Origin of the sequence: Streptomyces roseochromogenus subsp. oscitans DS 12.976 (assembly GCF_000497445.1) — a bacterium.
GTDB classification, from domain to species: Bacteria; Actinomycetota; Actinomycetes; order Streptomycetales; family Streptomycetaceae; genus Streptomyces; species Streptomyces oscitans.
Window position 1 is genome coordinate 7,477,519 of the sequence record NZ_CM002285.1, and the last position, 26,271, is coordinate 7,503,789.

Below are 26,271 nucleotides of genomic sequence, written 5' to 3' on the forward strand. Positions count from 1 at the left end.
GAGACCATGTCAGTGGACCGGTATTTCAGGATATCCGAGCGGGGATCCACGGTTGGCCGGGAGATACGCGGCGGCGTCGCCACGTTCTTCACCATGGCCTACATCCTTGTCCTGAATCCGATCATCCTGGGCAGCGCCAAGGACAAGTACGGACACTCCCTCGACACCGGCCAACTGGTCACCGCCACCGCGCTGGTGGCCTGTGTGATGACGATCGTCATGGGCGTCGGCGGCAATCTCCCGCTCGCGATCGCCGCCGGCCTCGGCCTCAACGCCGTCGTCGCCTTCCAGCTGGCACCACTGATGAGCTGGCCCGACGCGATGGGTCTGGTGGTCCTGGAGGGCCTGATCATCTGTCTGCTGGTGCTCACCGGGCTCCGAAAAGCGATCATGAACGCGATCCCGCATCAGCTGAAGCAGGCCATCGGCGTCGGCATCGGCCTGTTCATCGCGTTCATCGGCTTCGTCGACGCCGGATTCGTCAGCCGTGTCCCCGACGCCGCGAACACCACCGTGCCCGTGCAGCTGGGCGCCGTCGGACGGCTCACCGGCTGGCCCGTGCTCGTGTTCTGTCTCGGCGTGCTCCTCACCATCGCGCTGCTCGCGCGGAAGGTGAAGGGCGCGATCCTCATCAGCATCGTGACGATGACCGTCGTCGCGATCGTCATCAACGCCGTCGCCGGCATCAAGAGCTGGGGCCTGACCACGCCCAAGGTGCCCGACAAGATCGTGGCCGCACCGGACTTCGGGCTCATCGGTCACTTCAGCCTGTTCGGCGGCTTCGCCAAGGCCGGCGTCCTCACCGCCGTCCTGCTGGTCTTCACTCTGATCCTGTCCGACTTCTTCGACGCCATGGGCACGATCGTCGGCATCAGCGCGGAGGCCGGGCTGCTGGACGAGAAGGGGCAGGTGCCCGGCATCGGCCGCGTGCTGTTCATCGACGGCGCCGCGGCCGTCGCCGGCGGGCTCGGCTCCGCCTCCTCCAACACCGCCTATATCGAGTCCGCGGCCGGCGTCGGCGAGGGCGCCCGCACCGGCCTCGCCAACCTCGTCACCGGCGGCCTGTTCGGCCTCGCCCTCTTCCTCACCCCGCTGCTCACCATCGTCCCGCTCCAGGCGGCGGCGCCCGCGCTGATCGCCGTCGGCTTCCTGATGATGGCCCACGTCAAGCACATCGACTGGGACCGGTACGAGATCGCCATCCCGGCGTTCGTGACCATCGCGGTGATGCCGTTCACGTACTCCATCACCGATGGCATCGGCGCCGGGTTCGTGTCCTACGCGCTCATCAAGACGGTGCTGGGGAAGGCGCGGGACGTCGACTGGCTGTTGTGGGGGGTCTCGGTGCTGTTCCTCGTGTACTTCGCGATCGACCCGGTGGAGCAGGCTCTCGGGGTGAAGTGAGGGGCCGCCTACTTCAGTGCCGCTTGCATCATCGCCTTGGCCACCGGCGCCGCCAAGCCGTTGCCGCTGACCTCCGACCGCGCCGCGTCCGACTGTTCCACCATCACCGCCACGGCGACCTCCTTGCCGTTGCTGCCGGACTTGGCGAAGGACGTGAACCAGGCGTACGGCGTCTTGCTGTTGTTCTCGCCGTGCTGGGCGGTGCCGGTCTTGCCGCCGACGGTGGCCCCGTCGATCAGCGCGTTCGTGCCCGTGCCGTCCTTGACCACCGTCTCCATCGCCGACTGGAGCTGCTCGGCGGTGGAGGAGCTGACGATCTCCTTGCTGTCCGTGCTGTCGTCGTAGTTCTGCAGCACATCACCGCCACTGTCGGTGATCTGCGACACCATATGCGGCGAGACCAGCTTGCCGCCGTTGGCTATGGCCGCGGACACCATGGCCATCTGCAGCGGGGTCGCCGTGACGTCGAACTGGCCGATGCCCGACAGCGCGGTCTGCGCCTTGTCCATGCCGGAGGGGTACACGCTGGCGTAGGCCCGCACCGGCACGTCCTGCTGGTCGTTGTTGAAGCCGAACTTCTCGGCCATGGCCTTCACCTTGTCCTGGCCGAGCTGGACGGCCATATGGCCGAAGACGTTGTTGCAGGAGTACCGCAGGGCCGTGCGGATCGAGGCGTTCTTGCACGGCGCCGACCTGTTCTCGTTCTCCAGCGGGCGCGTCGTACCCGGCATGATGTACGGGTCGGGGCTGTCGGTGGGGTCGTCCACGTTCTTGTACAGCCCGTTCTCCAGTGCGGCCGCCGCCACGACCAGCTTGAACGTCGAACCCGGCGGCAGCGGCTGGCGCAGCGCGCGGTTGGTGAGCGGCTTGTCCTTGTCCGCGTTGAGCTGCTTCCAGGCGCTCCCGGCGGTGTTGGCGTCGGTGAGCGAGGACGGGTCGTACGACGGCGTGGACACCACCGCGAGGAGCTTGCCGGTCTTCGGGTCGATCGCGACGGCCGCGCCCTTCTTGTCGCCGAGCGCGCGATAGGCAGCCTTCTGTACGTCCGGGTCGATCGTGGTGAGGACGTTGCCCGGGCCGGAGCGCTTGCCGGTGAGCGTGTCCATCACGTTCTTCAGCCGGTTGTCCGTGCCGTTCAGCAGTTCCTTGTAGACGCCCTCCAGCTGGGTGGGGGCATAGGCCTGCGAGGCGTAGCCCGTCACCGCGGCGTAGAGCCTGCCGTCCGTGTACGTCCGCTTGTACGCGAGGTCGCTCCCTGTCGTCCGCGTGGAGCCGGTGACCGCGTTTCCGGCCACGATGATGTTCCCGAGCGGCTGCGAGTACGTCTGGATCGCGTTCCGCCGGTTGTCGTTGTCGTCCGCCAGGGCCTTGCCGTCGTAGAACTGCACCCAGGTCGCCCTGACCAGCAGAGCGAGCACGAGCAGCAGCGCGAAGACGGACGCCCGCCTGATCGTCTTGTTCATCCCGCTGGAAAGACGTTCGAGAGGGGCCTGATCGTTCCCGTACGCCCCGTTTTCTCATCGTGCGTTCAGGAAACCGGCCTCGTACGCGGCGATCACCGCCTGGGTGCGGTCCCGGGCGCCGGTCTTCGCGAGGACGGCCGCCACGTGCGACTTCACGGTCGCGGGGCCCACGTCCAGGCGGCGGGCGATCTCGGCGTTGGTCAGTCCGTCGGCCATGTGCCGCAGCACATCGCGCTCGCGTCCGGTGAGCTTGCTGACCCAGGGCGCGGACGGGGCGGTCCGGCGCGCGTGTTCGGCCGCGAGAGCGCGTACGGCCGACGGGAAGAGCAGGCTGTCGGTGCGCGCCACCAGCCTTACCGCCTGCACCAGGGTGTCGGCGTCGGCCCGCTTCAGCAGGAAGCCGGCGGCGCCGGCACGCAGCGCGTCGTACACGTAGGAGTCGTTCTCGAAGGTGGTCACGACCACGATCCGCGGCGGGTGCTCCAGGGTGCCGACGATCTGTTCGGTGGCCCGGATGCCGTCGATCTCCGGCATGCGGACGTCCATGAGCACGACGTCGGGCCGCAGCTCCCGGACCACCGACACGGCCTCGGCGCCGGTCGTCGCCTCGCCGGCCACCTCCAGGTCCGGTTCGGCGGAGAGGATGGCGCGCAGGGCCGTGCGGACCATGCGCTCGTCGTCGGCGAGGACGATCCGGAGGGCGAGCTGGGTCATGCGGAGCCTTTCGGGAGCGGTCGGGGACGTGCGTCGGCCGCGGTCGCGGGCGGGGCGGTCGTCCTGGGCGTGGTCAGGGGCAGCCGTACGGACAGACGCCAGGCGTCCCCCGACGGGCCCGCCTGAGCCGTGCCGCCCAGCAGCCGCACTCGGTCGGCGACGCCCCGCAGGCCGTGCCCGCCGCCGGGGCGCGGCACCCGGGCGGTGCCCAGGACGTTCTCGACGGTGATCTCCAGATGCCCGTCCGCGGTGGCGATACGGACCGCGACCGGTGTGCCGGCGTGCTTCAGGGCGTTGCTCAGGCCCTCCTGCACGATCCGGTAGGCCTCCCGGGAGACCAGCGGGGGCAGCGCCGCGGGGTCGGTGGCGACGGTGGCCGTCACGGGCTGCCCGGCGGCCCGGGTACGGCGCAGCAGCCCGTCCAGGTCGGTCGCGAGGGTCGGCGCGGGTGCGGTGCCCGGCGCGTCCCCGTCGCGCAACACGCCCAGCACGGCATCCAGTTCGCCGACGGTGCGCCGGGTGGTCTCCTCGATGGCGGCGAGCGCCTCGCGGACGAACTCCGGGTCGCTGCCGAGGACCCGGCGGGCCGCGCTCGCCTGGAGGGTGACGGCGCTCAGGGCATGGCCGACGGAGTCGTGCAGCTCGCGGGCGAGCCGGTTGCGTACGGCGAGGTCGGCGGCGCGGGCCTCGGCGGCGGCCAGCCGGTCCTCGGGGGTGGGTCCGAGCAGCGCCGGTGCCCAGCGGGCCAGCAGGGCTCCGCAGCCCGCGGCACACGTGGCGAGCGCGAGCAGTATGGCCAGTCCCGCGACCGGGCTGAGCGCCAACGCCCAGCCGTGGCCCAGGACTCCGGGCAGGGCGAGCGGGGAGTGGCGCAGCCCGGCGAACAGGGGCAGCACCATCAGGGCGACCGCGAACGGGGGCACCGCCAGCGACATCCCCGCGATGATCCCGCCGAATCCGAGATGCAGCGTGAACCAGGCGGCCGTACGGGCCCGTTCGGCCCGGGTGCCGGCCGGGCCGTGGGCGAGGGCGTCCCCGTCGATCCCGCACAGGGCGCGCACGGCGGCGGACTCCAGCGGCCGGGTCAGCGGGAACAGCGAGGTGGCGGTGGCGATCGGCAACCCGACGGCGAACGACCCGAGTTGGAGGGGCAGGGACTGGAAGACGTCGTTCACTCCGGTGAGCGGCCCGACGATCAGCGAGCCGACCAGGACGTACGGCATGGCGAGCGCGCCGCCGAGGATCAGATGCACCCACCGGCGTCGCGCCCGCCCGCCGAAGAGCAGCCTCAACGCCTCGCGCACCGTGGGTCCTTGACGGATCGGTCCGCGAAGAAGCGGGTGGCGAGGGCAGCCACGAGCAAGCCGGTGATCACCTGCCCAGCGTAGGTGAGAGTCAGCACCGGTGTCGGACGATCGGCGGCGTCCGGCGCGGTGACGAGGGCGCCGAGAGCCATCCAGGCGCCCCAGCAGGCGGCCGCGCCGGAGCCGGTCAAGGCCAGGGCGAGCGGCACGGCGACCGGCAGCGCACCGGCGCGGGGCAGCGCGAGCTGCCAGACGCCGAGTACGGCGGCGGCCAGGGAGACGGCCATCAGCGTGTCCATCAGCCGGCCTCCGGGGTGGCCCGGGCTCAGCCCCGCCGTGCCGCCGCAGGCCCACAGCAGTCTGGTGCCGGCCGGGAACAGCGCGAGCGCCGTCACCGTCACCGCCGGTCCCCACCCGCCGGCCGAGGTGCCGCTCCGCGCCATCTCCCGCACCCGTCCCCGCCACAGGTGCCCCCACCGGTCACGGGCGTACGCGGCGAACAGCGCCCCGAGGGCCAGACCCTGCACGATGAACCCGCCGTACACCACGTCGAACACCCAACCGGCCAGGAACGGCTTGTCCCCGCCGCCGTCCCCGCCGTCCCCGTGGACGGCGTGGAGCACCAACTGCACCGGGAATCCGGCCATGATCGGCGCGAGCAGACCGGTGGCGATCCACATCGGCACGGCCAGCAGCCAGGCGGGCACCCGCCGCCCCCACGGACGGGTCAGCAGCAGCGCCAGCACGACGACGGCCGCGTCCATCAGCACGGTGAGCCCATTGGCGACGATCATGGTCACCCGGTGCGCCAGCAACGGGCTCCCGTCCGGGATCCCGGCGTGACTCCCGGCGATCCAGGCGACCTTGAGGGAGAGATACGGCAGGCAGGCGGCGACGGCCACGAGGCGCAGCAGCCGGCGCCGTGCGGAGACGCCGGCGGCGGCCGGGGCGAGAGCGGTCGAGTGCGTCATGCCTCAACGCTCCCGCGCGGAGCCGGGAGTTCACTTCCTGCCCACCGACGATCCGCCTCCGCCGGACGGGGGAGACGCCGGGCGCCGGGGCGGACGCGGCACCCGGCGTGATGCGTGGTGCCGTGCCTACAGCCGGCGCGTCGCCAGCGTCAGCCGGTCGCGGGCGTCGAACAGGGCGTCCTTGATCGTCTGTTCATGGGCGGGCGTCAGCCGGGCCACCGGCACCGAGCAGCTGATCGCGTCCCGGGCCGGGGTGCGGTACGGGATCGCCACGCCGAAGCAGCGCAGCCCCAGCGTGTTCTCCTCACGGTCGACGGCGAAGCCCTGCTCCCGCACCTGGTGCAGCTCCTCGATGAGCCTCTCCCGGTCGGTGATGGTGTTCTCGGTCAGCGCGGGCAGTGTCTCCGGCAGCAGCTTGCGCACCTGCTCGTCGCTGTACGTGGCGAGGATCGACTTGCCGAGCGAGGTGGAGTGGGCCGGCAGCCGGCGCCCCACCCGGGTGAAGGGGCGCAGATAGTGCTGGGACTGGCGGGTGGCCAGATAGACGACGTTGGTGCCGTCGAGCCGGGCCAGGTGGATGGTCTCCGTGGTGTCGTCCGAGAGCCGGTCCAGGGTGGGCCGCGCGGCGGCCACCACCTCGTCGCCGTCGATGTACGACGTGCCGACCAGCAGCGCCCGCACCCCGATGCCGTACCGCGTGCCGGTCGCGTCCGTCTCCACCCAGCCCAGCTCCACGAGGGTGCGCAGCAGCATGTACAGGCTGGACTTGGGGTACCCGACGGCCTCCTGTACGGCCGCAAGGGAGTGCATACCGGGCCGGCCGGCGAAGTACTCCAGCAGCTCAACGGTCCGCACCGCGGACTTGACCTGCGCTCCGCCCCCTGCGTCGGCTGCCGTCATCGCCCTTGACCCCTTCGTTCGCCTCGTTCGACGAGGACCCTGGATATTTGAGGACCCAGATATGTAGTCTCCGAGCAGCATTCATCATCAGAGACAGTGTTCAGTATATCGAACGCGGCTGATGGGTGACCCAGTAGTGCGGCCTTGTCTGGAGGGGACCCGCGGTGACAGCAGCACCAGTCTGGAGTGTCGACCCGCGTACCGGGAAGCAGCGGGAGCAGGTTGCGGTGGAGGCCACAGCCCAGGAGGTGGACGCCGCGGTCCGGGCGGCGCACGCCGCGCGCGGCGCCCTCGCCGACCGTGCGGTGCGCTCCGCCTTCCTGCGCACGGCCGCCGCGGGCCTGGACGCGGCCAGGGACGGCCTGATCGAGACCGCCGACGCCGAGACGGCCCTCGGCCCGGTCCGGCTGACCGGCGAACTGGCCCGGACCGGATACCAGTTGCGTGCCTTCGCCGACATCGTCGACGAGGGCGCCTTCCTCGACGTCATCGTCAACCACCCCGACGACACCGCGACCCCGCCCATCCCTGACCTGCGCCGCTACAAGGTCCCGCTGGGCGTCGTCGCCGTCTACTCCGCCTCCAACTTCCCCTTCGCCTTCTCCGTCGCCGGCGGCGACACCGCGAGCGCGCTGGCCGCGGGCTGTCCGGTCGTGGTCAAGGCCCATCCCGACCACCCGGCCCTGTCCGAGCTGGTCGCCGAGGTGCTGCGCCGGGCCGCCGCCGAGCACGGCATCCCCGAGGGCGTCGTCGGCCTCGTGCACGGCTTCGAGGCGGGCATCGAGCTGATCAGGCACCCGCTGGTCGCCGCCGCGGGTTTCACCGGTTCGGTACGGGGCGGGCGGGCGCTGTTCGACGCGGCGGCGGCGCGTCCGGTGCCGATTCCGTTCCACGGCGAGCTGGGGTCGCTGAACCCGGTGCTGGTGACGGAGGCCGCCGCCGCCGAGCGCGGTGAGACGATCGGTGTCGGGCTCGCCGCGTCCATGACGCTCGGCGTCGGACAGTTCTGCGTCAAGCCCGGGCTGGTGCTGGTGCCGTCCGGCGCGGGCGGCGACCGGCTGGTGAAGTCCCTCACCGACGCGGTCAGTGACACCGAGGCGGGTGTTCTGCTCGACCACCGGATGCGGGACAACTTCGTCGCCGGCGTCCGGGAGCGGGCCCGTCTGGAGGAGGTCGACTCGCCCGTCACACCCGGCGCGGGCGGCGAGCACACGGTCAGTGCGGGGGTCCTCTCGGTGCCGGCGGAGAAACTGGCCGAGGAGGGGGCGTACGACCTGCTGCTGGAGGAGTGCTTCGGGCCGGTCACCGTAGTGGCCCGCTATTCCTCCGAGGGGGAGGCGGCGGCGGTGCTGTCGCGTCTGCCGGGCAACCTGACGGCAACCGTTCAGCTGTCGGCCGAGGAGGCCGCCGGGGAGGGGCGGGGACCCGGGCTTCTCGCCGAGCTGACTCCGCTGGCGGGGCGCGTGGTCGTGAACGCGTGGCCCACGGGGGTCGCGGTGGCGCCCGCGCAGCATCACGGGGGGCCGTACCCGGCGACGACCTCCACGTCGACTTCCGTGGGCGGTACGGCCATTGAGCGGTGGCTGCGGCCGGTGGCGTACCAGAACGCGCCCGCCGCGCTGTTGCCGAAGGAACTTCGCGACGAGAATCCGCTGGGGCTTCCCCGGAGGTTCAACGGGGTCTTGGAGCGGTAGCCCGGGCTCACATCTTCTCTTGCGACAATCGGACCATGGACGTGGAACTCCCCGACATTCCCTTCCCTCTCCGTACCTACGGGCCCGATGGCCACTGGTCGTACGAGGACGGTGTGCTCACCGGGTGGGCCGGGCCCCGGCAGGACCGTTTCGTCACGCCTACCGGGGAAGCCCTGGATCCCGCCTCGGACGCGCCGCGGTTGCTGGGGGCGCCGGAGGGGGACTTCCAGCTGATCGCGCGGGTCACCGTGGGGTTCGGCGCCGCCTTCGACGCGGGCGTGCTGTACGTCCATGTCGGTGACCGGGCCTGGGCCAAGTTGTGTCTGGAGTACTCCCCGGACGTGCCCACCGTCTGCACGGTGGTCACCCGGGGGCACTCCGACGACTGCAACTCCTTCACGGTGGAAGGGAGTTCGGTGTGGCTGCGGATCAGCCGGACCGGGCGGGCCTTCGCCTTCCACGCCTCGCGGGACGGCGAGCGGTGGACCTTCGTCCGGCTGTTCACCCTCGGCGACGAGAAGGAGACCGGCGCCGCGCTGGTCGGCTTCATGACCCAGTCGCCGCTGGGGGAGGGGTGCGTGGTCACCTACGATCGCCTCCGGTTCAGGACCGCTTGGCCGGCCGACCTCCGAGACGGAAGCTGAGCGCGAACGAACACTCCGGCCGCCAGGGCCGGGGGCGTACCGGCGCTGACGTACGCCGGCACGAGCAGACCGGCGACGGCCAGTGGCTGTCTGACACGACTGTGGCGCCCCGGAGGCGTAAAGATCGACACGGAACCACAGGCGGTGCCGTCACGTCCTCCGTTGCATGATCAGTGAACGTGTGACCGGCGCCCTGGTGATCCGCACCGCCCTGCCCGCCGAAGCCGAGACCATCGCCGATCTGCATGTCCGGGCCCGCTCGACGTACTACCCGGACGGGCTCCCGCAGGCCGACTTCGACTGGGCCGAGGCCTGGCGCGGCGCCATCGAGCGCCCGGACGGCCATGTGCTGTGCGCCGTCGCCCAGGGCCGGATCGCCGGCATCGCCTCCTTCCGCACTCCGCAGGGCGCACCCGCCGACACGGTCAAGCTGTTCCAGTTCCACGTCGACCCCGGCCACTGGCGCGCCGGTGTCGGAACGGCCCTGCACGCGGCCTGCGTGGAGGAGTGGCGGGCCGACGGCAAGCGCACGGCCGTGCTCGACGTGCATACGGACAACCGGCGTGCCCAGGGCTTCTACGCCCGCCAGGGCTGGATCCCGGATCCGGAGAACCCGCCCGCCGAGGGCGACCACCACCTCTTCCTGTGCTTCTCCGTGCCCGGCCAGTGAGCCGTGCCCGGGAATGAACGCGGCTGTTTGAACGTTCACGTACCGGCAGGAGAGAGCCTCCGCGCCCGTACGACCTGGAGAGAGCCGAAGACATGCGCGTCGAGATCTGGAGCGACATCGCCTGCCCGTGGTGCTACGTGGGCAAGGCCCGCTTCGAGAAGGCGCTGGCTGCCTTCCCGCACCGCGACGACGTCGAGGTGGTGCACCGCTCCTTCGAGCTGGACCCGGGCCGGGCCAAGGGTGACGTCCAGCCGGTGATCACCATGCTGACCAGGAAGTACGGCATGAGCGAGGCGCAGGCCGAGGCCGGCGAGGACAACCTGGGCGCCCAGGCCGCCGCCGAGGGCCTGGACTACCGCACCCGGGGCCGCGACCACGGCAATACCTTCGACATGCACCGCCTGCTGCACTTCGCCAAGGAGCGGGGCCGGCAGGACGAGCTGATCCAGCTCCTGTACCGGGCGAACTTCGCCGAGGAGCGGTCCGTCTTCACCGAGGGCGACGAGCGCCTGGTGGAGCTGGCCGCCGAGGCCGGACTGGACGCGGAGGCCGCCCGCGCGGTGCTCGCCGACCCGTCCCGCTACGCCGACGAGGTCCGCGCCGACGAGCGCGAGGCCGCCCAGCTCGGCGCGACCGGCGTGCCGTTCTTCGTCCTCGACCGGAAGTACGGCGTCTCCGGCGCCCAGCCCGCCGAGGTCTTCACCCGGGCGCTGGCCCAGGCCTGGGGCGAGCATTCCCAGCTGCGACTGGTTGCGCAGGGGGAGGACGCCGGGACCTGCGGTCCCGACGGGTGCGCGGTACCGCAGCAGGGCTGAAACCGCAGGCCGGAGCGGTCCTATAAGCGGTCCTAAGGGGAACCACGTAAAAATCAGCAATGGACGGGTAGTTCCCTGGGACGCAGAGTGGTCCCATGGAGACCACGGAGACGTTCGACAGCCTCGTCCGCGCCGAGTTCCACCCGCAGACCAGCTACCTGAACACCGCGAGCAACGGCCTGCTGCCCGCCCGCGCCGTCGCAGCCCTGCACGAGGCGGCGCTGATGCGGGCGGAGGGCCGCCCGCTGCTCCCGCTCTACGAGGACGTGGAGATCTGCCGGGAGCAGTACGCCCGGCTGGCCGGTGTCCCGGCCACTCGGGTCGCGGCGGGCGCCTCGGTCGCCGCGCACACCGGCGTGCTCGCCCTCTCGCTGCCCCCGGGTGCCGAAGTCCTCACCGCGGAGGAGGACTTCACCTCCGTACTGAACCCGTTCCACGTCCGCGGCGACCTCAAGGTGCGCTCGGTCCCGCTGGAGCGGATCGCCGAGTCCGTCCGCCCGGGCACCGCGCTCGTCGCGGTCAGCGCCGTCCAGTCCGCCGACGGGCGGCTCGCCGACCTGCCCGCGGTGCGCGAGGCCGCCCGCGCGCACGGCGCCCGCACCTACGTCGACCTCTCCCAGTGCGTCGGCTGGCTCCCGGTGGACGCGTCCCAGTACGACTTCACCGCCACCGTCTCCTTCAAGTGGCTGCTCGGCCCGCACGGCGCGGCCTTCCTCACCGTCCCCGAGGACTTCGGCGGGCTCACTCCGCTGCTCGCGGGCTGGGTCGCGGCCGAGGCACCGTGGGACAGCTGCTACGGCCCGGTGACCGAACTCGCCCACTCCGCACGGCGGTTCGACCTCACCCACGCCCTGTTCACCTACGCCGGACTGCGCGGCTCCCTCGAACTGCTGGAGGAGATCGGGGCGTCCGCGGTTCACGAGCACGCCGTGCGCCTCGCCGACCGCTTCCGCGGCGGACTCACCGCCCTCGGCCATGAGCCGGTGCCCGCCCCGGGCTCGGCGATCGTCTCCGTCCCCGGACTCGGCGCCCGCCAGCAGGAGTTGAGCCGCGCCGGCATCGAGGTCTCCAACCGCGCCGGCAACCTCCGTGCCGCCTTCCACCTCTACAACACCGAGACGGACGTGGACCGTCTGCTGAACGCCCTGGCCGGCTGAGCCCGCTCATGTGTGACACACGCCAGGGGCCTCCACCACGGTGGTGGAGGCCCCTGGCGTGTGGGTTCAGTGACCCATGGGTTCAGCGGACGGGAGTGAAGTCCCTCGCCCCGATGAAGTCCGGCCGGCGCACCGGCGCCGCGAACGGATCGACCGCCTTGTTCTCCACGCTGTTGAACACGATGAAGACGTTGCTGCGCGGGAACGGCGTGATGTTGTCGCCGGAGCCGTGCATGCAGTTGCAGTCGAACCAGGTCGCCGAGCCGGCCTTGCCGGTGAACAGCCGGATGCCGTGCGCGCTCGCCAGCGAGGTCAGCGCCTCGTCGGACGGCGTGCCCGCGTCCTGCATCTGCAGCGACTTCTTGTAGTTGTCCTTGGGCGTCTCACCGGCACAGCCCAGGAACGTCTTGTGCGAGCCCGGCATGATCATCAGGCCGCCGTTGGTGTCGTGGTTCTCCGTCAGGGCGATGGAGACGGACACCGTGCGCATGTTCGGCAGACCGTCCTCGGCGTGCCAGGTCTCGAAGTCGGAGTGCCAGTAGAAGCCGCTCGCGCCGAAGCCCGGCTTGACGTTGATCCGGGACTGGTGGACGTACACGTCCGAGCCGAGGATCTGCCGGGCCCGGCCGACCACCCGCTCATCGCGCACCAGGTTCGCGAACACCTCGCTGATCCGGTGCACCTCGAAGACCGAGCGGATCTCCTTCGACTTCGGCTCGACGATGGAGCGCTCGTCGGCGCGGATCGCCGGGTCGGTGACCAGCCGCTCCAGCTCGCGCCGGTAGACCTCGACCTCGTCCGGGGTGATCAGCTGCTCGATGGCGAGGAAGCCGTCACGGTCGTACCCCTGCAGATCGGCCGTGGGGATCGGGCCCGGCGTGTCCGGGGAACCCCAGACGACCGGGTCCTGACGCGGGACGGTCACCTCGGTGGTGCCGCGGGTCGGGTAGAGATCGGTGACGTCGGCAGTGGTCATGGGTTCTCACACCTCCTCGGGCTCGGTGAGCAGGGGGTAGACGCCGTTCTCGTCGTGGTCCTCCCGGCCGGTCACGGGCGGGTTGAACACGCAGATGCAGTGGAAGTCCTCCTTGACGCGCAGCGTGTGCCGCTCGTGCCCGTTGAGGAGGTACATGGTGCCGGGCGTGATGATGTACGTCTCCCCGGTCTCGCGGTCGGTGAGTTCGGCCTCACCCTGGGTGCAGACGACGGCCTCGATGTGATTGGCGTACCACATCGACGTCTCGGTCCCGGCATAGAGGATGGTCTCGTGCAGGGAGAAGCCGACCCGCTCCTTGGCCAGGACGATCCGCTTGCTCTCCCAGGTGCCGGACTTCGCCTTGACGTGCCGGTCGGTGCCTTCGATGTCCTTGAACGATCGGACGATCACGGTGGTGCTCTTCCTCCTGGTCGGTCGTGCCGTCAGTACGGTTCAGGCGGTTTCCCGGACGGCACGGGCGAGGACGCGCAGGCCCTCGTCCAGCTCGTCGGGGGTGATGGTGAGGGCGGGCAGCAGCTTGACGACCTCGCCCTCCGGTCCGGACGTCTCGATGAGCAGCCCGAGTTCGAAGGCCCGCCGGGCGATCCGCGAGGCCCGGTCCTTGTCGTGGAACTCCATGCCCCACACCAGACCGCGGCCGCGGTACTCCTTCACATCGGCGAGGTTCTCCTCGGTGATGGAGATCAGCGCCTGCTCGACCTGCTCACCGCGGGCGCGGGTCTGCTTCTCCATGGCCGAGCCGTCGGCCCAGTACGTCTCCAGCGCCGCGGTGGCGGTGACGAACGCGGGGTTGTTGCCCCGGAAGGTGCCGTTGTGCTCGCCCGGCTCCCACACGTCCAGCTCGGGCTTGAACAGGCACAGCGACATCGGCAGCCCGTACCCGCTGATCGACTTGGACACCGTGACGATGTCCGGCGCGATCCCCGCCTCCTCGAAGGAGAAGAAGGCGCCGGTACGGCCGCAGCCCATCTGGATGTCGTCGACGATCAGCAGCATGTCCTGCCGCTCGCACAGATCCTTCAGCGCGCGCAGCCAGTCGGGCCGGGCGACGTTGATGCCGCCCTCGCCCTGCACGGTCTCCACGATCACCGCGGCGGGCTTGTTCAGACCGGAGCCCTGGTCCTCCAGGAGGCGCTCGAACCACAGGAAGTCAGGGACCGTGCCGTCGAAGTAGTTGTCGAACGGCATCGGCGTGCCGTGCACCAGCGGGATCCCGGCGCCGGCCCGCTTGAAGGCGTTGCCGGTCACGGCGAGCGAGCCCAGCGACATCCCGTGGAAGGCATTGGTGAACGACACGATGGCCTCGCGGCCCTTCACCTTCCGGGCCAGCTTCAGCGCCGACTCCACGGCGTTGGTGCCGGTCGGCCCCGGGAACATGACCTTGTACGGCAGATCGCGCGGGCGCAGCACCAGATCCTGGAAGGCCTGCAGGAAGGACCGCTTGGCCGTGGTCGACATGTCCAGGCCGTGGGTCACCCCGTCCCGCGCCAGATAGTCGATCAACGCCCGTTTGAGTACGGGGTTGTTGTGGCCGTAGTTGAGTGAGCCGGCACCGGCGAAGAAGTCGAGGTACACATGACCGTCCTCGTCGTACATCCGGCTGCCCTGCGCGCGGTCGAAGACCGTGGGCCAGCCGCGGCAGTAGCTGCGCACCTCGGACTCGAGGGTCTCGAAGACGCTGAGGTCGGGCTGGGTGATGGTCACGGTGAATCGCTCCTCAATGCGAGGTGAAGGGGGTCAACGGGCCGATGCGGTAAAGGACTTCGGGGTCGTGCGGACCGTCGGGGAACAGCTCGGCGGCGAACAGCACCGCACGCTCCAGGCGTGCCCCGTGCCGGTCGGCGAACGAGGTGAACAGCCGCTCGGAGGCGGTGTTGCCGGGGGTGATGGTCGTCTCCACGTCGGTGATGCCGCGCTCGGCGGTGAGCCGTGCGGTCAGCGCGTCCAGCAGCGCGGCGGCGATGCCGAGGCCCCGGTGGCCGGAGTCGACGGCCACCTGCCAGACGAGCAGGGTGCGGGGGCGCTCCGGCCGCACATAGCCGGTGACGAATCCGACCGGCTCCCCGTCCGCACCGCGCGCCACGGCCGAGGTGCCGGCGAAGTCCCGGCACCACAGCAGATAGCTGTACGAGGAGTTCAAGTCGAGGGTTTTCGAGTCCTTGGCGAGACGCCAGAGCGCGGCTCCGTCGGTCACCGCCGGCTGGTCGATCAGAAGGTCTGCGGGTGCGGCAGTCATGCGGCACGAATTTAGCGAGGTGAATTGAGAAATGCACGGGCGCCCTCGCTGTGCCGCACAGAGGACACCGTGAAATGTCCGAATTACCCCATGGCAAACCTGGACAAATCAACTCTGATGTGGAGTGCGTCACAGTAAGTGGATCGTCAAGGCCTCGCCAGAAACCCGCTGGAAAACTCCCCCGTTTAGCCTCGCGAAAAGCGGGCAGAAGAAAACGGGAAGCTATCGTCCAGGGAATTAGCGGGAATTGTGAAGCTAAATTGAATTCAGGTACCGGTGGTTCCGTCGATTCGTTCACGCAGAATGTCGGCGTGGCCGTTGTGCCGGGCGTACTCCTCGATGAGGTGCATCAGCACCCAGCGCACACTGACCTCGACACCGGTCATCGGCTCGTCGACGATCCGTCCGGTGTCCGCCAGATCCCGCTCGGCCAGCAGCTCCCGGCCGCGCGTGATCTCCGCCCGCCATACGGCCAGCGCGTCCTCCAGCCCACGCTCCGGATCGAGCCCGCACCCCGTCCTCTCCTCGAACGCCCGCGGCACGTCCAGCCCGGCGAGCACCCGCTGGAACCAGTTCCGCTCGACCTCGGCGAGATGCTGGACGAGCCCCAGCAGGGTCAGCGAAGACGGCTCCGCCGAGGTGAGCCGGACCTGCGCGTCGTCCAGTCCCCGGCACTTCAGTTCCAGGGTGGCCCGGTGGAAGTCCAGCCAGCCTTCCAGCATGGCGCGCTCGGGCCCGGTCATCGGGGGGACGGGGCGGCCGTCGGGGAGGGTGCGCGGGGGCTGGGGTGTGGTGTCGTCGGTCATGCAGGGAGGATGGCACGGGCCACTGACAACAACGCCGCCGACCATCGCGACCAGGTGTCAAACGCCGAGTGCCTCCCCGATCGCCGCCAGACACCTCCGCACCGTCTCCGTCGAAGCGTCCGCCCCGTAGTGGTTGACCCGGATCATCTCCTTGGCCAACGCACCCCCACCCGCGGCCAGCGGCAGCGCGGGATCACTCGCCAGTGCCCGAGCCACCAGCTCCGACGCCACCACCCCCGACGGCACCCGCAGTGTCGTAGCCACCGGCGCGGCATCGCAAGCTTCGTACACATACGGCTCAAGCCCCCGGCCCACGGACACCGCACCGGCCCGCGTGGCCTGTGCGGCGCGCCGATGCCGGTCCATCACCGCGTCCAGCCCCACCGACTCGATCCGCTCCAGACACGCCTCCAGCGCCAGCATCTCCAACTGGGCCGGAGCGTGCGGCAGCACCACGCGGCCGGCGTCGATCCAGCGCTCCTTCCAGTCCAGCAGGGACAGATAGGAGCGGCGCGGCGCGTGCGGGTTCGCCGCCATCCGGGTCCAGGCCCGCTCGCTCACCGAGATCGCCGACACACCCGCCGGTCCGCCCATCGCCTTCTGCGCCCCGATCACGCACAGGTCCACGCCCCACGCGTCCGGCAGTACCGGCTCCGCGCCCACCGAGGCGACCGCGTCCAGGTAGAAGAGCGCACCGTGCTCCCGTACCGCCTCGCCGATCTCCGCGACCGGGTTGGTGTTGCCGGTCGCCGCCTCCGCGTGCACCAGCGACACGAAGTCGATCTCCGGGTGCTCGGCGAAGGCCTCCCGGACCTGCGCGGCGGTCACCGCCGTATGGAAGGGGACGGAGATGTCGTACACGGTCGCACCGGAATCGCGCAGCCAGTTGCCGAAGGTCTGGCCGTACGGTCCCGTGATCACGTTCAGGGCCACCGTGCCCGGGCCGGCCGCCGCGCGGATTGCGCCCTCCAGCGGCAGCAGCGCCTCACCCTGGGTGATCAGCACGTCCTGGCGGGTGTCCAGCAGTCGGGCGATCCCGTCCTCGATGGCGGCGAAGCGCTCGGCACTCAGCGGGGGCAGATCGAGGAACGGGTGGCTCACGGCGGTGCTCTCTCTTCGTTCACGGCGGTCGGGACTCCCTTGATCTTAGGTCCAATGGCCCCGAAACCATCGGTTTGGTTTGAGAGACTCAAACTCTTCCTTATAATCGGAACCCATAGTTCCCGCACAAGGTCCCCCAGACGGAGATCCCCCATGAAAACGCTCGGACGCCGGACCCGCCTTCTGGCAGCCACCACCGCGACGGCCGGGCTCGTGCTCGTGGCCGGTTGCTCCTCCAGCGGCTCGGGGAGCGGCCCGACGACCGTCAAGGGGGTCCACCTCGCCAAGGCCGGTCAGCTGACCACCTGCACCCACCTGCCGTACCCGCCGTTCCAGTCGGAGATCAACGGCAAGGTGCAGGGCTTCGACGTTTCCCTCATCGACCTCGTCGCCAAGGACCTCGGCGTCAAGCAGCAGATCCTCGACACGCCGTTCGAGAACTTCAAGACCGGTGCCTTCCTGAACTCCGGCCAGTGCGACCTGGCCGCCGCCGGCATGACGATCACCGCCGAGCGCAAGAAGAACGTCGACTTCTCCGACCCGTACTTCGAGGCCACCCAGGCCGTCCTGGTCGACAGGAGCAGCGGCGTCAACTCGCTCGCGGACGTCAAGGCCAAGGGCAAGAAGCTCGGCGCCCAGGCGCAGACCACCGGCGAGGACTACGCCAGGAGCAAGGGCTTCGACCCGGTCTCCTTCGCCTCCTCCGACGCGGTCCTCAACGGCCTGCGCACCGGACAGGTCCAGGCCGTCATCATCGACTACCCGGTCGTCCAGGGCTGGCTGAAGGACAAGGCCAACGCCGACAAGTTCAAGGTCGTCGACAACCTCAAGACCGGCGAGCAGTACGGCTTCACGGTCAAGAAGGGCAACAAGGCCCTGCTCGACGCCGTCAACAAGGCCCTCAAGGGCGCCAAGGCCGACGGCACGTACAAGAAGATCTACGAGCAGTGGATCGGCCCCTACAACGCCTCCGTCGCCGCCCCGGCCGCCTCCTGACCCCATGACCGACACGGACACACATATCCAGCCGAAGAAGACCGGGCTGACCCGTCGGCAGAAGCGCCGGCTCTCGCGTGCGGCGCAGTACGCCGTCTTCGTCGCCGCGGTGATCGCCTTCGCGGTCACCGCGGACTGGGGCCGGCTGCAGAACCAGTTCGCGCAGGCCCACATCGCGAGGCAGCTGTTCCCGGACCTCATCACGGTGGCCCTCAAGAACACCGTGCTGTACACGCTGTCCGGCTTTGTCGTCGGCCTGGCCCTCGGCATGGTCATCGCCCTGATGCGCCTGTCGTCCGTGGGGCCGTACCGCTGGCTCTCCGGCGTCTACATCGAGATCTTCCGCGGCCTGCCCGCGCTGCTGATCTTCATCTTCGTCGGCGTCGGCGTGCCGCTGGCCTTCCCGAGCATCCAGTACCCGGGCGGCACCTACGGCAAGGTCGCCGTCGCCCTCGGACTGGTCTCCGCCGCCTACATGGCCGAGACGATCCGCGCGGGCATCCAGGCCGTGCCCAAGGGGCAGATGGAGGCGGCCCGTTCGCTCGGGTTCTCGCCGGCCCGGGCCATGATCTCCATCATCCTGCCGCAGGCCTTCCGTATCATCCTGCCGCCGCTGACCAACGAACTCGTCCTGCTCTTCAAGGACTCCTCGCTGGTGCTGTTCCTCGGCGTCACCCTGGAGGAGCGCGAACTGTCCAAGTTCGGCAACGACCTGGCCAGCTCGACCGCGAACTCCACGCCGATCCTGGTCGCGGGCCTGTGCTATCTGCTGATCACGATCCCGCTCAGCCTCGTCGTGCGCCGTATGGAATCCAAGGCCCAGAGGGAGATCCGGTGAACCACCCCGAGATCCGCGTCCAGGACCTGCACAAGTCCTTCGGCGACAACCACGTCCTGCGCGGCATCGACCTGGAGATCGGCCAGGGCGAGGTCGTCTGCGTCATCGGTCCCTCCGGCTCCGGCAAGTCGACACTGCTGCGCTGCGTCAACCTGCTGGAGGAGCCGACCAAGGGCCAGGTCTTCGTCGGCGGCACCGAGGTGACGGACCCCGACGTCGACATCGACGCCGTACGCCGCCGGATCGGCATGGTCTTCCAGCAGTTCAACCTCTTCCCGCACCTGAACGTCACCGAGAACCTCACGCTCCCGCAGCGCCGGGTCCTCAGGCGGGACAAGGCCGAGGCCGCGAGGACCGCCGCCGAGAACCTGGCCCGTGTCGGCCTCTCCGAGAAGGCGCAGGCCTACCCCTCCTCCCTCTCCGGCGGCCAGCAGCAGCGCGTGGCCATCGCCCGCGCCCTCGCCATGGGCCCCCAGGTCATGCTCTTCGACGAGCCGACCTCCGCCCTCGACCCCGAGCTGGTCGGGGACGTCCTCGCGGTCATGCGCAGGCTCGCCCGGGAGGGCATGACCATGATGGTCGTCACCCACGAGATGAGCTTCGCCCGCGAGGTCGCCGACCGGGTCGTCTTCATGGACGGCGGCGTGATCGTCGAGGACGGCACCCCCGAGCAGGTCATCGGCAACCCCCAGCACGAGCGCACCCGCCACTTCCTCTCCCGTCTCCTCGACCCGGCGATGGCCGAGGTGGAGGAGGAGGTGGAGGAGACGGAGAAGGGGACCTCCGACCGGGTGGGGAAGGACTAGCCCAGGTCGTTAAGGTGCGTTGCATGAGCGATGGTGCCGTGCTGCACGTGAAGGGGCGGGTCCTCGTCGGGCCCGAGGACGTCCGCGACGAGCTGTGGGTGATCGGGGGCCGGGTGTCCTACGACCGCCCCGCCGGAGCCCGGGACATCCGTACCGTCGAGGGCTGGGTGCTCCCCGGCCTGGTCGACGCCCACTGCCATGTGGGCCTCGACGCGCACGGCCCGGTCGACGCCGACACCGCCGAGAAGCAGGCGCTCACCGACCGGGAGGCGGGCGCCCTGCTGCTCCGGGACGCGGGCTCGCCCTCCGACACCCGCTGGATCGACGACCGCCCCGACCTCCCGAAGATCATCCGGGCCGGCCGGCACATCGCCCGCACCCGCCGCTACATCCGCAACTACGCCTGGGAGATCGAACCGGACGACCTGGTCGCCTACGTCGCCCAGGAGGCCCGGCGCGGCGACGGCTGGGTCAAGCTGGTCGGCGACTGGATCGACCGCGACCTCGGCGATCTGTCCGCCTGCTGGCCGCGCGAGGCGGTCGAGGCGGGCATCGCGGAGGCGCACCGGCTCGGCGCCCGGGTCACGGCCCACTGTTTCGCCACCGACTCCCTGCGCGACCTGGTCGAAGCCGGGATCGACTGCGTCGAGCACGCCACGGGCCTGACCGACGAGCTGATCCCGCTCTTCGCCGAGCGGGGCGTGGCGATCGTCCCCACCCTCGTCAACATCGCCACCTTCCCGCAGCTCGCGGCCGGCGGCGAGACCAAGTTCCCGCGCTGGTCCGCGCATATGCGCCTGCTGCACGAACGCCGCTACGACACCGTGCGCGCCGCCTACGACGCCGGGATCCCGGTGTACGTCGGCACGGATGCCGGCGGCTCACTGGCCCACGGCCTGGTCGCGGGCGAGGTGGCGGAGCTGGTCACCGCCGGTATACCGCCCGTGGCCGCCCTGTCCGCGACGGCCTGGGGCGCCCGCGCCTGGCTCGGCCGCCCGGGCCTGGAGGAGGGCGCGCCGGCCGACCTGGTGGTGTACGAGGGCGACCCGCGGGCCGATGTGCGCGTGCTGGCCGCGCCGCGCCGGGTGGTGCTCGACGGGCGAGTCGTGGAGTAGCCGAGGCGTAAGGGAACGCGTGTGCTTCACGATTCGAAGAGGTGTGCCTATCCTCCTCGAATGAGTGAAGTAACCGTGGATTGCTGACCGTTCACCCGTAGTGCGTACAAGGTTGACGGGTCCCAAGCAAGTTTCCTCTGGGGGTCCCACCACCTTGAACAGCAACAACTCCCGCATGCCCGCACGCCGTCTCGCCACCGCCCTGACGGTCACCGCCCTGGCCGCCGGTCCCGCGGTCCTGGGCGCGGGCGCCGCGCACGCGACCGCCGACCACGGTCGCGCCTCCGCCGTCGTCCTGCGCACCGGGCTCGACGTGTCCCTGCTCAACAAGACCGTCGACGTCCCGCTCGCGGTCTCCCTCAACGAGGTCCAGGCACCGCGCAGCGCCGACAGGACCGCGCTGTCCGCCCGGCTCGACGGCGTGGCCGGCGGCAAGCCGTTCAGCGTCCTCGGCGCGGACGTCGCCGCCGCGAAGGCCACGGTGACCTCGCAGCGCGCCGAGGGCTCGGTCCGGCTCGTCCACGCCCGGCTGCATGTCCCCGGCCTGCCCCTGCTGTCCCTGATCGAGGTCGGCACGGTCACCGCCAAGGCGACCTGCGAGGCCGGCAAGGCACCGGCCGCCTCGGCGGACGTCCTCGGCGCGGTCACGGTCCTCGGCAAGCGCGTCACGCTCACCGCGGGCGGCCCGACCGAGGTGAAGGTGCCCGGCGTCGGCGAGGTCCGCCTCGACCTCGCCCAGCACGACACCACGACCCGCACGGCGGCCGCCACGGCCCTCGAACTCAAGGTCTCCGTCAACCCGTTGAAGCTCAATGTGGCCGACGTCGAAGGAACGGTCACTCTGGCCAAGGCGACCTGCGAGTCCCCGATGGCCCCGCCCGCCGACCCGAAGCCCCAGGGAGGCGCCTCGAAGTCCGACCTCGCGGAAACGGGCAGCAGCTCCGCGACCCCGTACATCGCGGGCGGCGCGCTGGCGCTGGTGCTGGCCGGCGGGGGAGCGGTGACGGTGGCCCGCCGCCGCAAGCACTGACGCCGCGCCCCCAAGCCGCTCCCGCCCGGCCGTCCCACCGGGCGGGAGCGGCTTCCCGGGCGGACCGGAGCGTGGACGCCGACAACGCGTCGTGCGCTTTCCGGCGGGCAGGGGGCGACTTCGTGACGGAGCCTTTCAGGCGACCGAGTCGGGACGGGGGTCCCCGGCGCGAGCGCAGCCGAGCGTGGGGAGGGTGGGCGAGGCGGGGTCTGGGGAGGAGCCCCGGTTACGGCAGCGCGGCCGACAGTGCCTTCAGGAAGCCGTTCGCTGTCCCCCGGTCCCGCACAGCGACCCGCACCCACTCCTCCCCGAGCCCCGGAAACGTGTCCCCACGCCGCACCGCATAGCCAAGGTCACGCAACCGTCGCCGTACAGCGGCCGCCCCCGCCATCCCGACCAGTACGAACGGCCCCTCCGCGGGCTGCACCACCCGTACTCCGCGTGAGGCGAACTCCGCCAGCCCCGCCACCAGATGGGCCCGGTCCGCCGTGATGCGATGCGCCGCGTGCCCCGCCTCCGCCAGCGCCCGCGGCGTCACGCATGCCTCGGCCGCGGCCAGCGCGGGTGTCGACACCGGCCACAGAGGCTGCGCCCGCTCCAGCTCGGCGATGATCTCCGAAGGAGCCAGCACGTACCCGATCCGCAGCCCGGCCAGCCCCCAGGTCTTGGTCAGACTGCGCAGCACGACCAGCCCCGGCACATCCGTCCGCCCGGCCAGCGCCTCCCGCTCACCCGGCACCGCGTCCATGAACGCCTCGTCGACCACCAACACCCGTCCAGGACGGGCGAGTTGCGCGACCACTCCCGCCGGGTGCAGCACGGACGTGGGGTTCGTCGGATTCCCGATCACCACCAGATCGGCGTCCTTTGGCACCGCCGCCGGATCCAGCCGGAACCCGTCCTCCTCCCGCAGCAGCACCCGGTCCACGCTGTGCCCCGCGTCCCTGAGCGCCGCCTCGGGCTCGGTGAACTGCGGATGTACGACGACCGGTCGCCGTACCTTCAGCGCGCGGGCCAGCAGCACGAACGCCTCCGCCGCGCCCGCCGTCAGCAGCACCCGCTCCACCGGCAGCCCGTGCCGCGCCGCCACCGCCGCCCGCGCGGCCCGCCCGTCCGGGTAGGCCGCGAGCGACGACAGCGAGCCGGCGATCTCCTCCCGGAGCCACACGGGAGGGGTGTCCGCGCGCACGTTGACGGCGAGGTCGGTCAACGCGGCCCCGTCGTCCCGCACTTCGGCATCCCCGTGATGCCGCAGATCGAGCCCGGACCCGCCGGTGTCGTCAGTGCGCATGGCTGTGCGAGTGCCCCCCGTGATGGTGGTGCCCGTGGCCGTGCCCATGGTCGTGGTGGCCGTCGTCGTCCGGGTGGAAGTGCGGTTGCTGCGGCAGCCCCACCTTGTCCTCGAAGCCCGGCAGCGCGATCCGGTACACGCACGAGTCACAGTTCATCCGCAGATCGCCCTTCACCGCCTCCTCGTACCGCTCCATCACCAGGTCGAGCAGCTCCGGTTCGGGCCCGATGACGTCGGCCGACCGCACCTCGGTCTCCGGATGCGCGGCCGCCCAGCCCTCGGTCTGCTGCCGCACCCGATCCGGCAGGATCCCGGTGAACAGGAAGTACGGGAGGACGACGATCCTGCGCGCCCCCAGCGCCACGCACCTGTCCAGCCCGCTCGGCACGTCCGGTGCCGCCAGCGACACGAACGCCGTCTCCACCCCGGCGTACCCACGGCCCTCCCACAGCAGCCGCGCCGCCTTGTACACCTCGGCGTTGGCATCGGGGTCCGTCGAACCGCGTCCCACCAGCAGCACGGTCACATCGGCCCGGTCCTCGGGCGTGCGGGCCGTACCGCCGAGCGCGTCGTCCAGCCGCCGCTCCAGCACGCGCAGCAGCGCCGGGTGCGGGCCCAGCGGGCGGCCGTACGTGTACGAGATGCCCGGGTGCCGTTCCTTCTCGCGGGCCAGCGCGGCCGGGATGTCGCCCTTGGCGTGCCCGGCGGACACCAGCATCAGCGGTACCGCCGCGAACCGGCGCACACCCTGCTCGACCAGCTCGGTGACGGCGTCGCCCAGCGGCGGCGGGGACAGTTCGATGAAGCCGCCCGCGACGGGCAGCTCGGGGTGGCGGCGCCCGAGCTCCCGCACAAAGTCGCGGAACGCCTCGGCTCCGGCGTCGTCACGGGTGCCGTGTCCGGCGATGAGCAGGGCGGGCGGGGTGGTCACGAGGTCTCCTCAGACGAAACGGGGTGGTACAGGAGGGCGTTGAGCGCGGCGGCGGCGACCGCCGAGCCGCCCTTCTCGGACACGTTGCTCACGGCGGGCAGCCCGCTCTCGCGCAACGCGGCCTTGGACTCGGCCGCGCCGACGAAGCCGACGGGCAGGCCGATGACGAGCGCGGGGGAGGCGTCCAGAGTGAGCAGCTCCTCCAGTGCGGTCGGCGCACAGCCGATCACCCAGAGGGCACCGGGCCCCACCTGCTCGTACGCGAGGCGGACGGCATGCGCCGAACGGGTCAGCCCGGGACCGGACCCGGCGTCCTTCAGCCGGCACACGGTCTCCCGCCGGGTGATCCCGGCGGCGACCATCTCCACGTCCACGACGACCGGCGCGCCGGCGTGCAACGCGGCATGCGCCGTCACCAGGTCGCCCTCGTCGGTCACGAGGTCGGTCGCGTACTCCAGGTCGGCGGCGGAGTGGATGACCCGCTCCACCACCGCCCGGGTCAGCGGCGGGAAGGACGAGGTGTCCAGGCGGGCGCGCAGCCGCCGGAAGGACTCCTGCTCGATCGGGTGGACGACACGGTTCACTTCGCCTCCTCCTGCGATGCCTGCCAGCGGTAGCCGCGCGGGGTCACCATGCGGCCCGCGATGATACGGGTCGCCGTGTTGCCCACGGTCACGACCGTCATCATGTCGACCGCCGCCGGGTCGAGCGCGGCCAGGGTCGTCACCCGGCTCGACTCGTCGGGCCGGGACGCGTTGCGTACGACACCCACCGGCGTCGTCGTCTCCCGGTACCCGGCGAGGATCGCGAGCGCCTTGGGCAGCTGCCAGTCGCGGCCCCGGGAGCGCGGGTTGTAGAAGGTGACCACGAGGTCCGCCTCGGCCGCCGCCCGCACCCGCCGCTCGATGACCTCCCAGGGCGTGTGCAGGTCGGACAGGCTGATGGAGACATGGTCGTGGCCCAGCGGCGCGCCCAGGATCGCCCCGGCGGCCAGCGCGGCCGTCACCCCGGGCACCCCGACCACGTCGATGTCGTCCGAGGCCTCGGCGAGCGCCGGGGAGGCCATGGCGTACACGCCCGCGTCCCCGCTGCCGATCAGCGCCACCGCCTGCCCCTTGCGGGCCTCCGCGACCGCCGTACGGGCCCGCTCCTCCTCGGCGCCGAGCCCCGACTCCAGCACCCGGGTGCCGGGCCTGAGCAGGTCGCGGATCTGGTCGACGTACTGGTCGAGCCCGACCAGCACGGAGGCCCGGCGCAGCTCGGCCGCCGCGCGCGGGGTGAGCAGGTCACGGGCGCCGGGTCCGAGCCCCACCACCGCGAGCCGCCCGCGCCCCGGGCGTCGTACGACGGCACAGGTCGCCATGGCGGGCTGTGCCGTGGACTTCCGCTTGGGTACGAGCAGTTCGCCCCCGCGCACCAGGGCGGCGGCCTCCGCCACGGACGGCGTGCCGACGGCCGCGAGGGGTGCCTCGGACGGGTTCGGGACCTCGACCGCCGCCAGCTCCCCGGCGGAGTACGTCACCAGCGGCACCCCCAGCCGCCCGGCGGCCGCCACGATGCCGGGCTCCTCGGACTTCGCGTCCACGGTGGCGAGTTCGGTCACCGACCGCACCGAGAGCCCCGCCTCCCGCAGCGTCTCCTCGATCAGCCCGAGGATCTCCGCCTCCGGCGCGCCCTTGGACGCGCCGACCCCGACCACCAGCGACGGCGGCCGGAGCAGCACCTCGCGCTCGCCGGGTACGACGTCCCGGTCGGTCAGCCGGACGGTGTACGTCCCCTGCGGCGAGTTCGGCAGTGGCGGCAGCGGCCACGGCAACTCCGTCTCCAAGGCGACCGGTTCGCCGTCCAGCAGAGCCCGCGAGACCAGGGCGACCGAGCCCTCGCAGGGCAGCCCGAGCGTGTCCAGGCCGGCCAGCCCGACGGAGTCCGTGGCGGTCGTCACCACCGGCTCGGCGCCCAGCAACTCGCCCACCGCCTCGGCGAGTTCATTGGCGCCGCCGCCATGCCCGCCGACCAGCGACACGGCGAACCGGCCGCCCTCGTCCACGCACACCACACCCGGGTCGGCCGTCTTGTCGCCGAGCAGCGGCGCGAGCAGCCGTACCGTCGCGCCCGTCGCCAGGAAGCACACCAGCTGCGCGCACTCGGCGAACGCGGCCCGCACCGCCTCCCCGACGGGACCCTCGTACACCCGTGTCCGGTCCGGCCAGGCCGCGGCCAGCCGGTCCCGCGCCACCGCCCCCGCCGCGGTGGCGGAAATGAGGCCGATCACTCGTCAACTCCCTTACTGAGTCCCGGGGTTCGCACACCCCAGAGCAGAAACACAGGATTGGTCGCCGCCAGCCGGGTCACATCCCCCGGCAGCGGCGCCAGCCGCGACGACTGCAG

At 71.2% G+C, this 26,271-nt stretch carries 26 protein-coding genes; 11 read left to right on the forward strand and 15 right to left on the reverse strand.

The features are described 5' to 3' along the window. Positions 1-6: 6 nt before the first annotated feature. Entirely contained in the window at positions 7-1,404 is a 1,398-nt protein-coding gene (locus M878_RS81950; RefSeq protein ID WP_023551663.1) for an NCS2 family permease, read from the forward strand. 8 nt (positions 1,405-1,412) lie between these two features. Here M878_RS81950 and M878_RS81955 read toward each other — a convergent pair whose 3' ends face one another. The 5 genes from M878_RS81955 to M878_RS81975 form a co-directional block, all read right to left on the reverse strand. After that, positions 1,413-2,867 (reverse strand): peptidoglycan D,D-transpeptidase FtsI family protein, encoded by a 1,455-nt coding sequence (locus tag M878_RS81955; protein ID WP_023551664.1) that lies wholly within the window; start codon positions 2,865-2,867, stop codon positions 1,413-1,415. Between the two features lie 54 nt (positions 2,868-2,921). Beyond that, positions 2,922-3,581, reverse strand: coding sequence for a response regulator transcription factor (locus M878_RS81960; protein ID WP_023551665.1), 660 nt, complete (start codon positions 3,579-3,581; stop codon positions 2,922-2,924). Continuing rightward, entirely contained in the window at positions 3,578-4,885 is a 1,308-nt protein-coding gene (locus M878_RS81965; RefSeq protein WP_023551666.1) for a sensor histidine kinase, read from the reverse strand. The genes M878_RS81960 and M878_RS81965 overlap by 4 nt, the downstream gene beginning before the upstream one ends. Then, positions 4,870-5,856 (reverse strand): hypothetical protein, encoded by a 987-nt coding sequence (locus tag M878_RS81970; protein ID WP_023551667.1) that lies wholly within the window; start codon positions 5,854-5,856, stop codon positions 4,870-4,872. Before M878_RS81970 ends, M878_RS81965 begins: the two co-directional genes overlap by 16 nt. A gap of 126 nt (positions 5,857-5,982) precedes the next feature. Continuing rightward, a complete protein-coding gene (locus M878_RS81975) occupies positions 5,983-6,756 on the reverse strand; it encodes an IclR family transcriptional regulator (RefSeq protein ID WP_023551668.1) in 774 nt (257 codons plus the stop codon). A gap of 164 nt (positions 6,757-6,920) precedes the next feature. Here M878_RS81975 and M878_RS81980 point away from each other — a divergent pair, with 164 nt between their 5' ends. From M878_RS81980 to M878_RS82000, 5 genes are all read left to right on the forward strand, one after another. Then, the gene (locus tag M878_RS81980) at positions 6,921-8,450 is read left to right on the forward strand and encodes an aldehyde dehydrogenase (NADP(+)) (RefSeq protein WP_078630459.1); all 1,530 of its coding nucleotides are present in this window, start codon (positions 6,921-6,923) and stop codon (positions 8,448-8,450) included. Between the two features lie 35 nt (positions 8,451-8,485). Continuing rightward, positions 8,486-9,094 (forward strand): DUF1349 domain-containing protein, encoded by a 609-nt coding sequence (locus M878_RS81985; RefSeq protein WP_023551670.1) that lies wholly within the window; start codon positions 8,486-8,488, stop codon positions 9,092-9,094. 166 nt (positions 9,095-9,260) lie between these two features. Then, positions 9,261-9,764 (forward strand): GNAT family N-acetyltransferase, encoded by a 504-nt coding sequence (locus tag M878_RS81990; protein WP_023551671.1) that lies wholly within the window; start codon positions 9,261-9,263, stop codon positions 9,762-9,764. Between the two features lie 92 nt (positions 9,765-9,856). Further along, complete coding sequence (locus M878_RS81995) at positions 9,857-10,579, forward strand: DsbA family oxidoreductase (protein WP_023551672.1); 723 nt, start codon at positions 9,857-9,859, stop codon at positions 10,577-10,579. A 95-nt stretch (positions 10,580-10,674) separates the two neighbouring features. Further along, entirely contained in the window at positions 10,675-11,736 is a 1,062-nt protein-coding gene (locus M878_RS82000) for an aminotransferase class V-fold PLP-dependent enzyme (protein WP_023551673.1), read from the forward strand. 82 nt (positions 11,737-11,818) lie between these two features. Here the strand turns inward: M878_RS82000 and thpD are convergent, their stop codons facing one another. The 6 genes from thpD to M878_RS82030 form a co-directional block, all read right to left on the reverse strand. Beyond that, a complete protein-coding gene (gene thpD / locus M878_RS82005) occupies positions 11,819-12,712 on the reverse strand; it encodes an ectoine hydroxylase (protein WP_023551674.1) in 894 nt (297 codons plus the stop codon). A gap of 6 nt (positions 12,713-12,718) precedes the next feature. After that, complete coding sequence (locus tag M878_RS82010; RefSeq protein ID WP_023551675.1) at positions 12,719-13,123, reverse strand: ectoine synthase; 405 nt, start codon at positions 13,121-13,123, stop codon at positions 12,719-12,721. Positions 13,124-13,165: 42 nt separating this feature from the next. Further along, a complete protein-coding gene (gene ectB, locus M878_RS82015; RefSeq protein ID WP_023551676.1) occupies positions 13,166-14,437 on the reverse strand; it encodes a diaminobutyrate--2-oxoglutarate transaminase in 1,272 nt (423 codons plus the stop codon). 13 nt (positions 14,438-14,450) lie between these two features. Continuing rightward, complete coding sequence (gene ectA, locus M878_RS82020) at positions 14,451-14,969, reverse strand: diaminobutyrate acetyltransferase (RefSeq protein ID WP_023551677.1); 519 nt, start codon at positions 14,967-14,969, stop codon at positions 14,451-14,453. A gap of 266 nt (positions 14,970-15,235) precedes the next feature. Further along, positions 15,236-15,775, reverse strand: coding sequence for a DinB family protein (locus tag M878_RS82025; protein ID WP_023551678.1), 540 nt, complete (start codon positions 15,773-15,775; stop codon positions 15,236-15,238). Between the two features lie 57 nt (positions 15,776-15,832). Next, complete coding sequence (locus tag M878_RS82030) at positions 15,833-16,876, reverse strand: pyridoxal-phosphate-dependent aminotransferase family protein (protein WP_023551679.1); 1,044 nt, start codon at positions 16,874-16,876, stop codon at positions 15,833-15,835. Between the two features lie 153 nt (positions 16,877-17,029). Between M878_RS82030 and M878_RS82035 the strand changes: the two genes are divergently transcribed. The 5 genes from M878_RS82035 (at position 17,030) to M878_RS82055 (ending at position 21,661) form a co-directional block, all read left to right on the forward strand. Continuing rightward, entirely contained in the window at positions 17,030-17,872 is an 843-nt protein-coding gene (locus M878_RS82035; RefSeq protein WP_023551680.1) for a transporter substrate-binding domain-containing protein, read from the forward strand. A 4-nt stretch (positions 17,873-17,876) separates the two neighbouring features. Continuing rightward, positions 17,877-18,710 (forward strand): amino acid ABC transporter permease, encoded by an 834-nt coding sequence (locus M878_RS82040; RefSeq protein ID WP_023551681.1) that lies wholly within the window; start codon positions 17,877-17,879, stop codon positions 18,708-18,710. Beyond that, complete coding sequence (locus tag M878_RS82045) at positions 18,707-19,516, forward strand: amino acid ABC transporter ATP-binding protein (protein WP_023551682.1); 810 nt, start codon at positions 18,707-18,709, stop codon at positions 19,514-19,516. The genes M878_RS82040 and M878_RS82045 overlap by 4 nt, the downstream gene beginning before the upstream one ends. A gap of 23 nt (positions 19,517-19,539) precedes the next feature. Continuing rightward, positions 19,540-20,631 (forward strand): amidohydrolase family protein, encoded by a 1,092-nt coding sequence (locus M878_RS82050; RefSeq protein WP_031226508.1) that lies wholly within the window; start codon positions 19,540-19,542, stop codon positions 20,629-20,631. A gap of 154 nt (positions 20,632-20,785) precedes the next feature. Further along, positions 20,786-21,661, forward strand: a complete 876-nt coding sequence (locus M878_RS82055) for an SCO1860 family LAETG-anchored protein (protein ID WP_031226509.1) — start codon at positions 20,786-20,788, stop codon at positions 21,659-21,661. Between the two features lie 226 nt (positions 21,662-21,887). Here the strand turns inward: M878_RS82055 and cobC are convergent, their stop codons facing one another. The 4 genes from cobC to cobJ are packed head-to-tail and all read right to left on the reverse strand — an operon-like array spanning position 21,888 to position 26,155. Further along, on the reverse strand, positions 21,888-22,952 hold the full coding sequence (gene cobC / locus M878_RS82060) for an Rv2231c family histidinol phosphate aminotransferase CobC (RefSeq protein WP_031226511.1): 1,065 nt from the start codon (positions 22,950-22,952) through the stop codon (positions 21,888-21,890). Beyond that, positions 22,942-23,883: a sirohydrochlorin chelatase gene (locus M878_RS82065; protein ID WP_023551686.1), complete on the reverse strand. Its 942-nt coding sequence runs from the start codon at positions 23,881-23,883 to the stop codon at positions 22,942-22,944. The genes cobC and M878_RS82065 overlap by 11 nt, the downstream gene beginning before the upstream one ends. Then, complete coding sequence (locus M878_RS82070; RefSeq protein ID WP_023551687.1) at positions 23,880-24,467, reverse strand: precorrin-8X methylmutase; 588 nt, start codon at positions 24,465-24,467, stop codon at positions 23,880-23,882. Before M878_RS82070 ends, M878_RS82065 begins: the two co-directional genes overlap by 4 nt. Then, complete coding sequence (gene cobJ, locus M878_RS82075; protein ID WP_023551688.1) at positions 24,464-26,155, reverse strand: precorrin-3B C(17)-methyltransferase; 1,692 nt, start codon at positions 26,153-26,155, stop codon at positions 24,464-24,466. Before cobJ ends, M878_RS82070 begins: the two co-directional genes overlap by 4 nt. Positions 26,156-26,271: the final 116 nt, after the last annotated feature.

Coding starts and splice junctions, on each gene's coding strand:
- M878_RS81960 (WP_023551665.1), bottom strand. CDS start 3,581: ATGACCCAGCTCGCCCTCCGGATCGTCCTCGCCGACGACGAGCGCATG.
- thpD (WP_023551674.1), bottom strand. CDS start 12,712: ATGACCACTGCCGACGTCACCGATCTCTACCCGACCCGCGGCACCACC.
- M878_RS81955 (WP_023551664.1), bottom strand. CDS start 2,867: ATGAACAAGACGATCAGGCGGGCGTCCGTCTTCGCGCTGCTGCTCGTG.
- M878_RS81950 (WP_023551663.1), top strand. CDS start 7: ATGTCAGTGGACCGGTATTTCAGGATATCCGAGCGGGGATCCACGGTT.
- M878_RS81995 (WP_023551672.1), top strand. CDS start 9,857: ATGCGCGTCGAGATCTGGAGCGACATCGCCTGCCCGTGGTGCTACGTG.
- cobC (WP_031226511.1), bottom strand. CDS start 22,952: ATGCGCACTGACGACACCGGCGGGTCCGGGCTCGATCTGCGGCATCAC.
- M878_RS82050 (WP_031226508.1), top strand. CDS start 19,540: ATGAGCGATGGTGCCGTGCTGCACGTGAAGGGGCGGGTCCTCGTCGGG.
- M878_RS81970 (WP_023551667.1), bottom strand. CDS start 5,856: ATGACGCACTCGACCGCTCTCGCCCCGGCCGCCGCCGGCGTCTCCGCA.
- M878_RS82000 (WP_023551673.1), top strand. CDS start 10,675: ATGGAGACCACGGAGACGTTCGACAGCCTCGTCCGCGCCGAGTTCCAC.
- ectA (WP_023551677.1), bottom strand. CDS start 14,969: ATGACTGCCGCACCCGCAGACCTTCTGATCGACCAGCCGGCGGTGACC.
- M878_RS81990 (WP_023551671.1), top strand. CDS start 9,261: ATGATCAGTGAACGTGTGACCGGCGCCCTGGTGATCCGCACCGCCCTG.
- M878_RS82035 (WP_023551680.1), top strand. CDS start 17,030: ATGAAAACGCTCGGACGCCGGACCCGCCTTCTGGCAGCCACCACCGCG.
- M878_RS81975 (WP_023551668.1), bottom strand. CDS start 6,756: ATGACGGCAGCCGACGCAGGGGGCGGAGCGCAGGTCAAGTCCGCGGTG.
- M878_RS82040 (WP_023551681.1), top strand. CDS start 17,877: ATGACCGACACGGACACACATATCCAGCCGAAGAAGACCGGGCTGACC.
- M878_RS82025 (WP_023551678.1), bottom strand. CDS start 15,775: ATGACCGACGACACCACACCCCAGCCCCCGCGCACCCTCCCCGACGGC.
- M878_RS81985 (WP_023551670.1), top strand. CDS start 8,486: ATGGACGTGGAACTCCCCGACATTCCCTTCCCTCTCCGTACCTACGGG.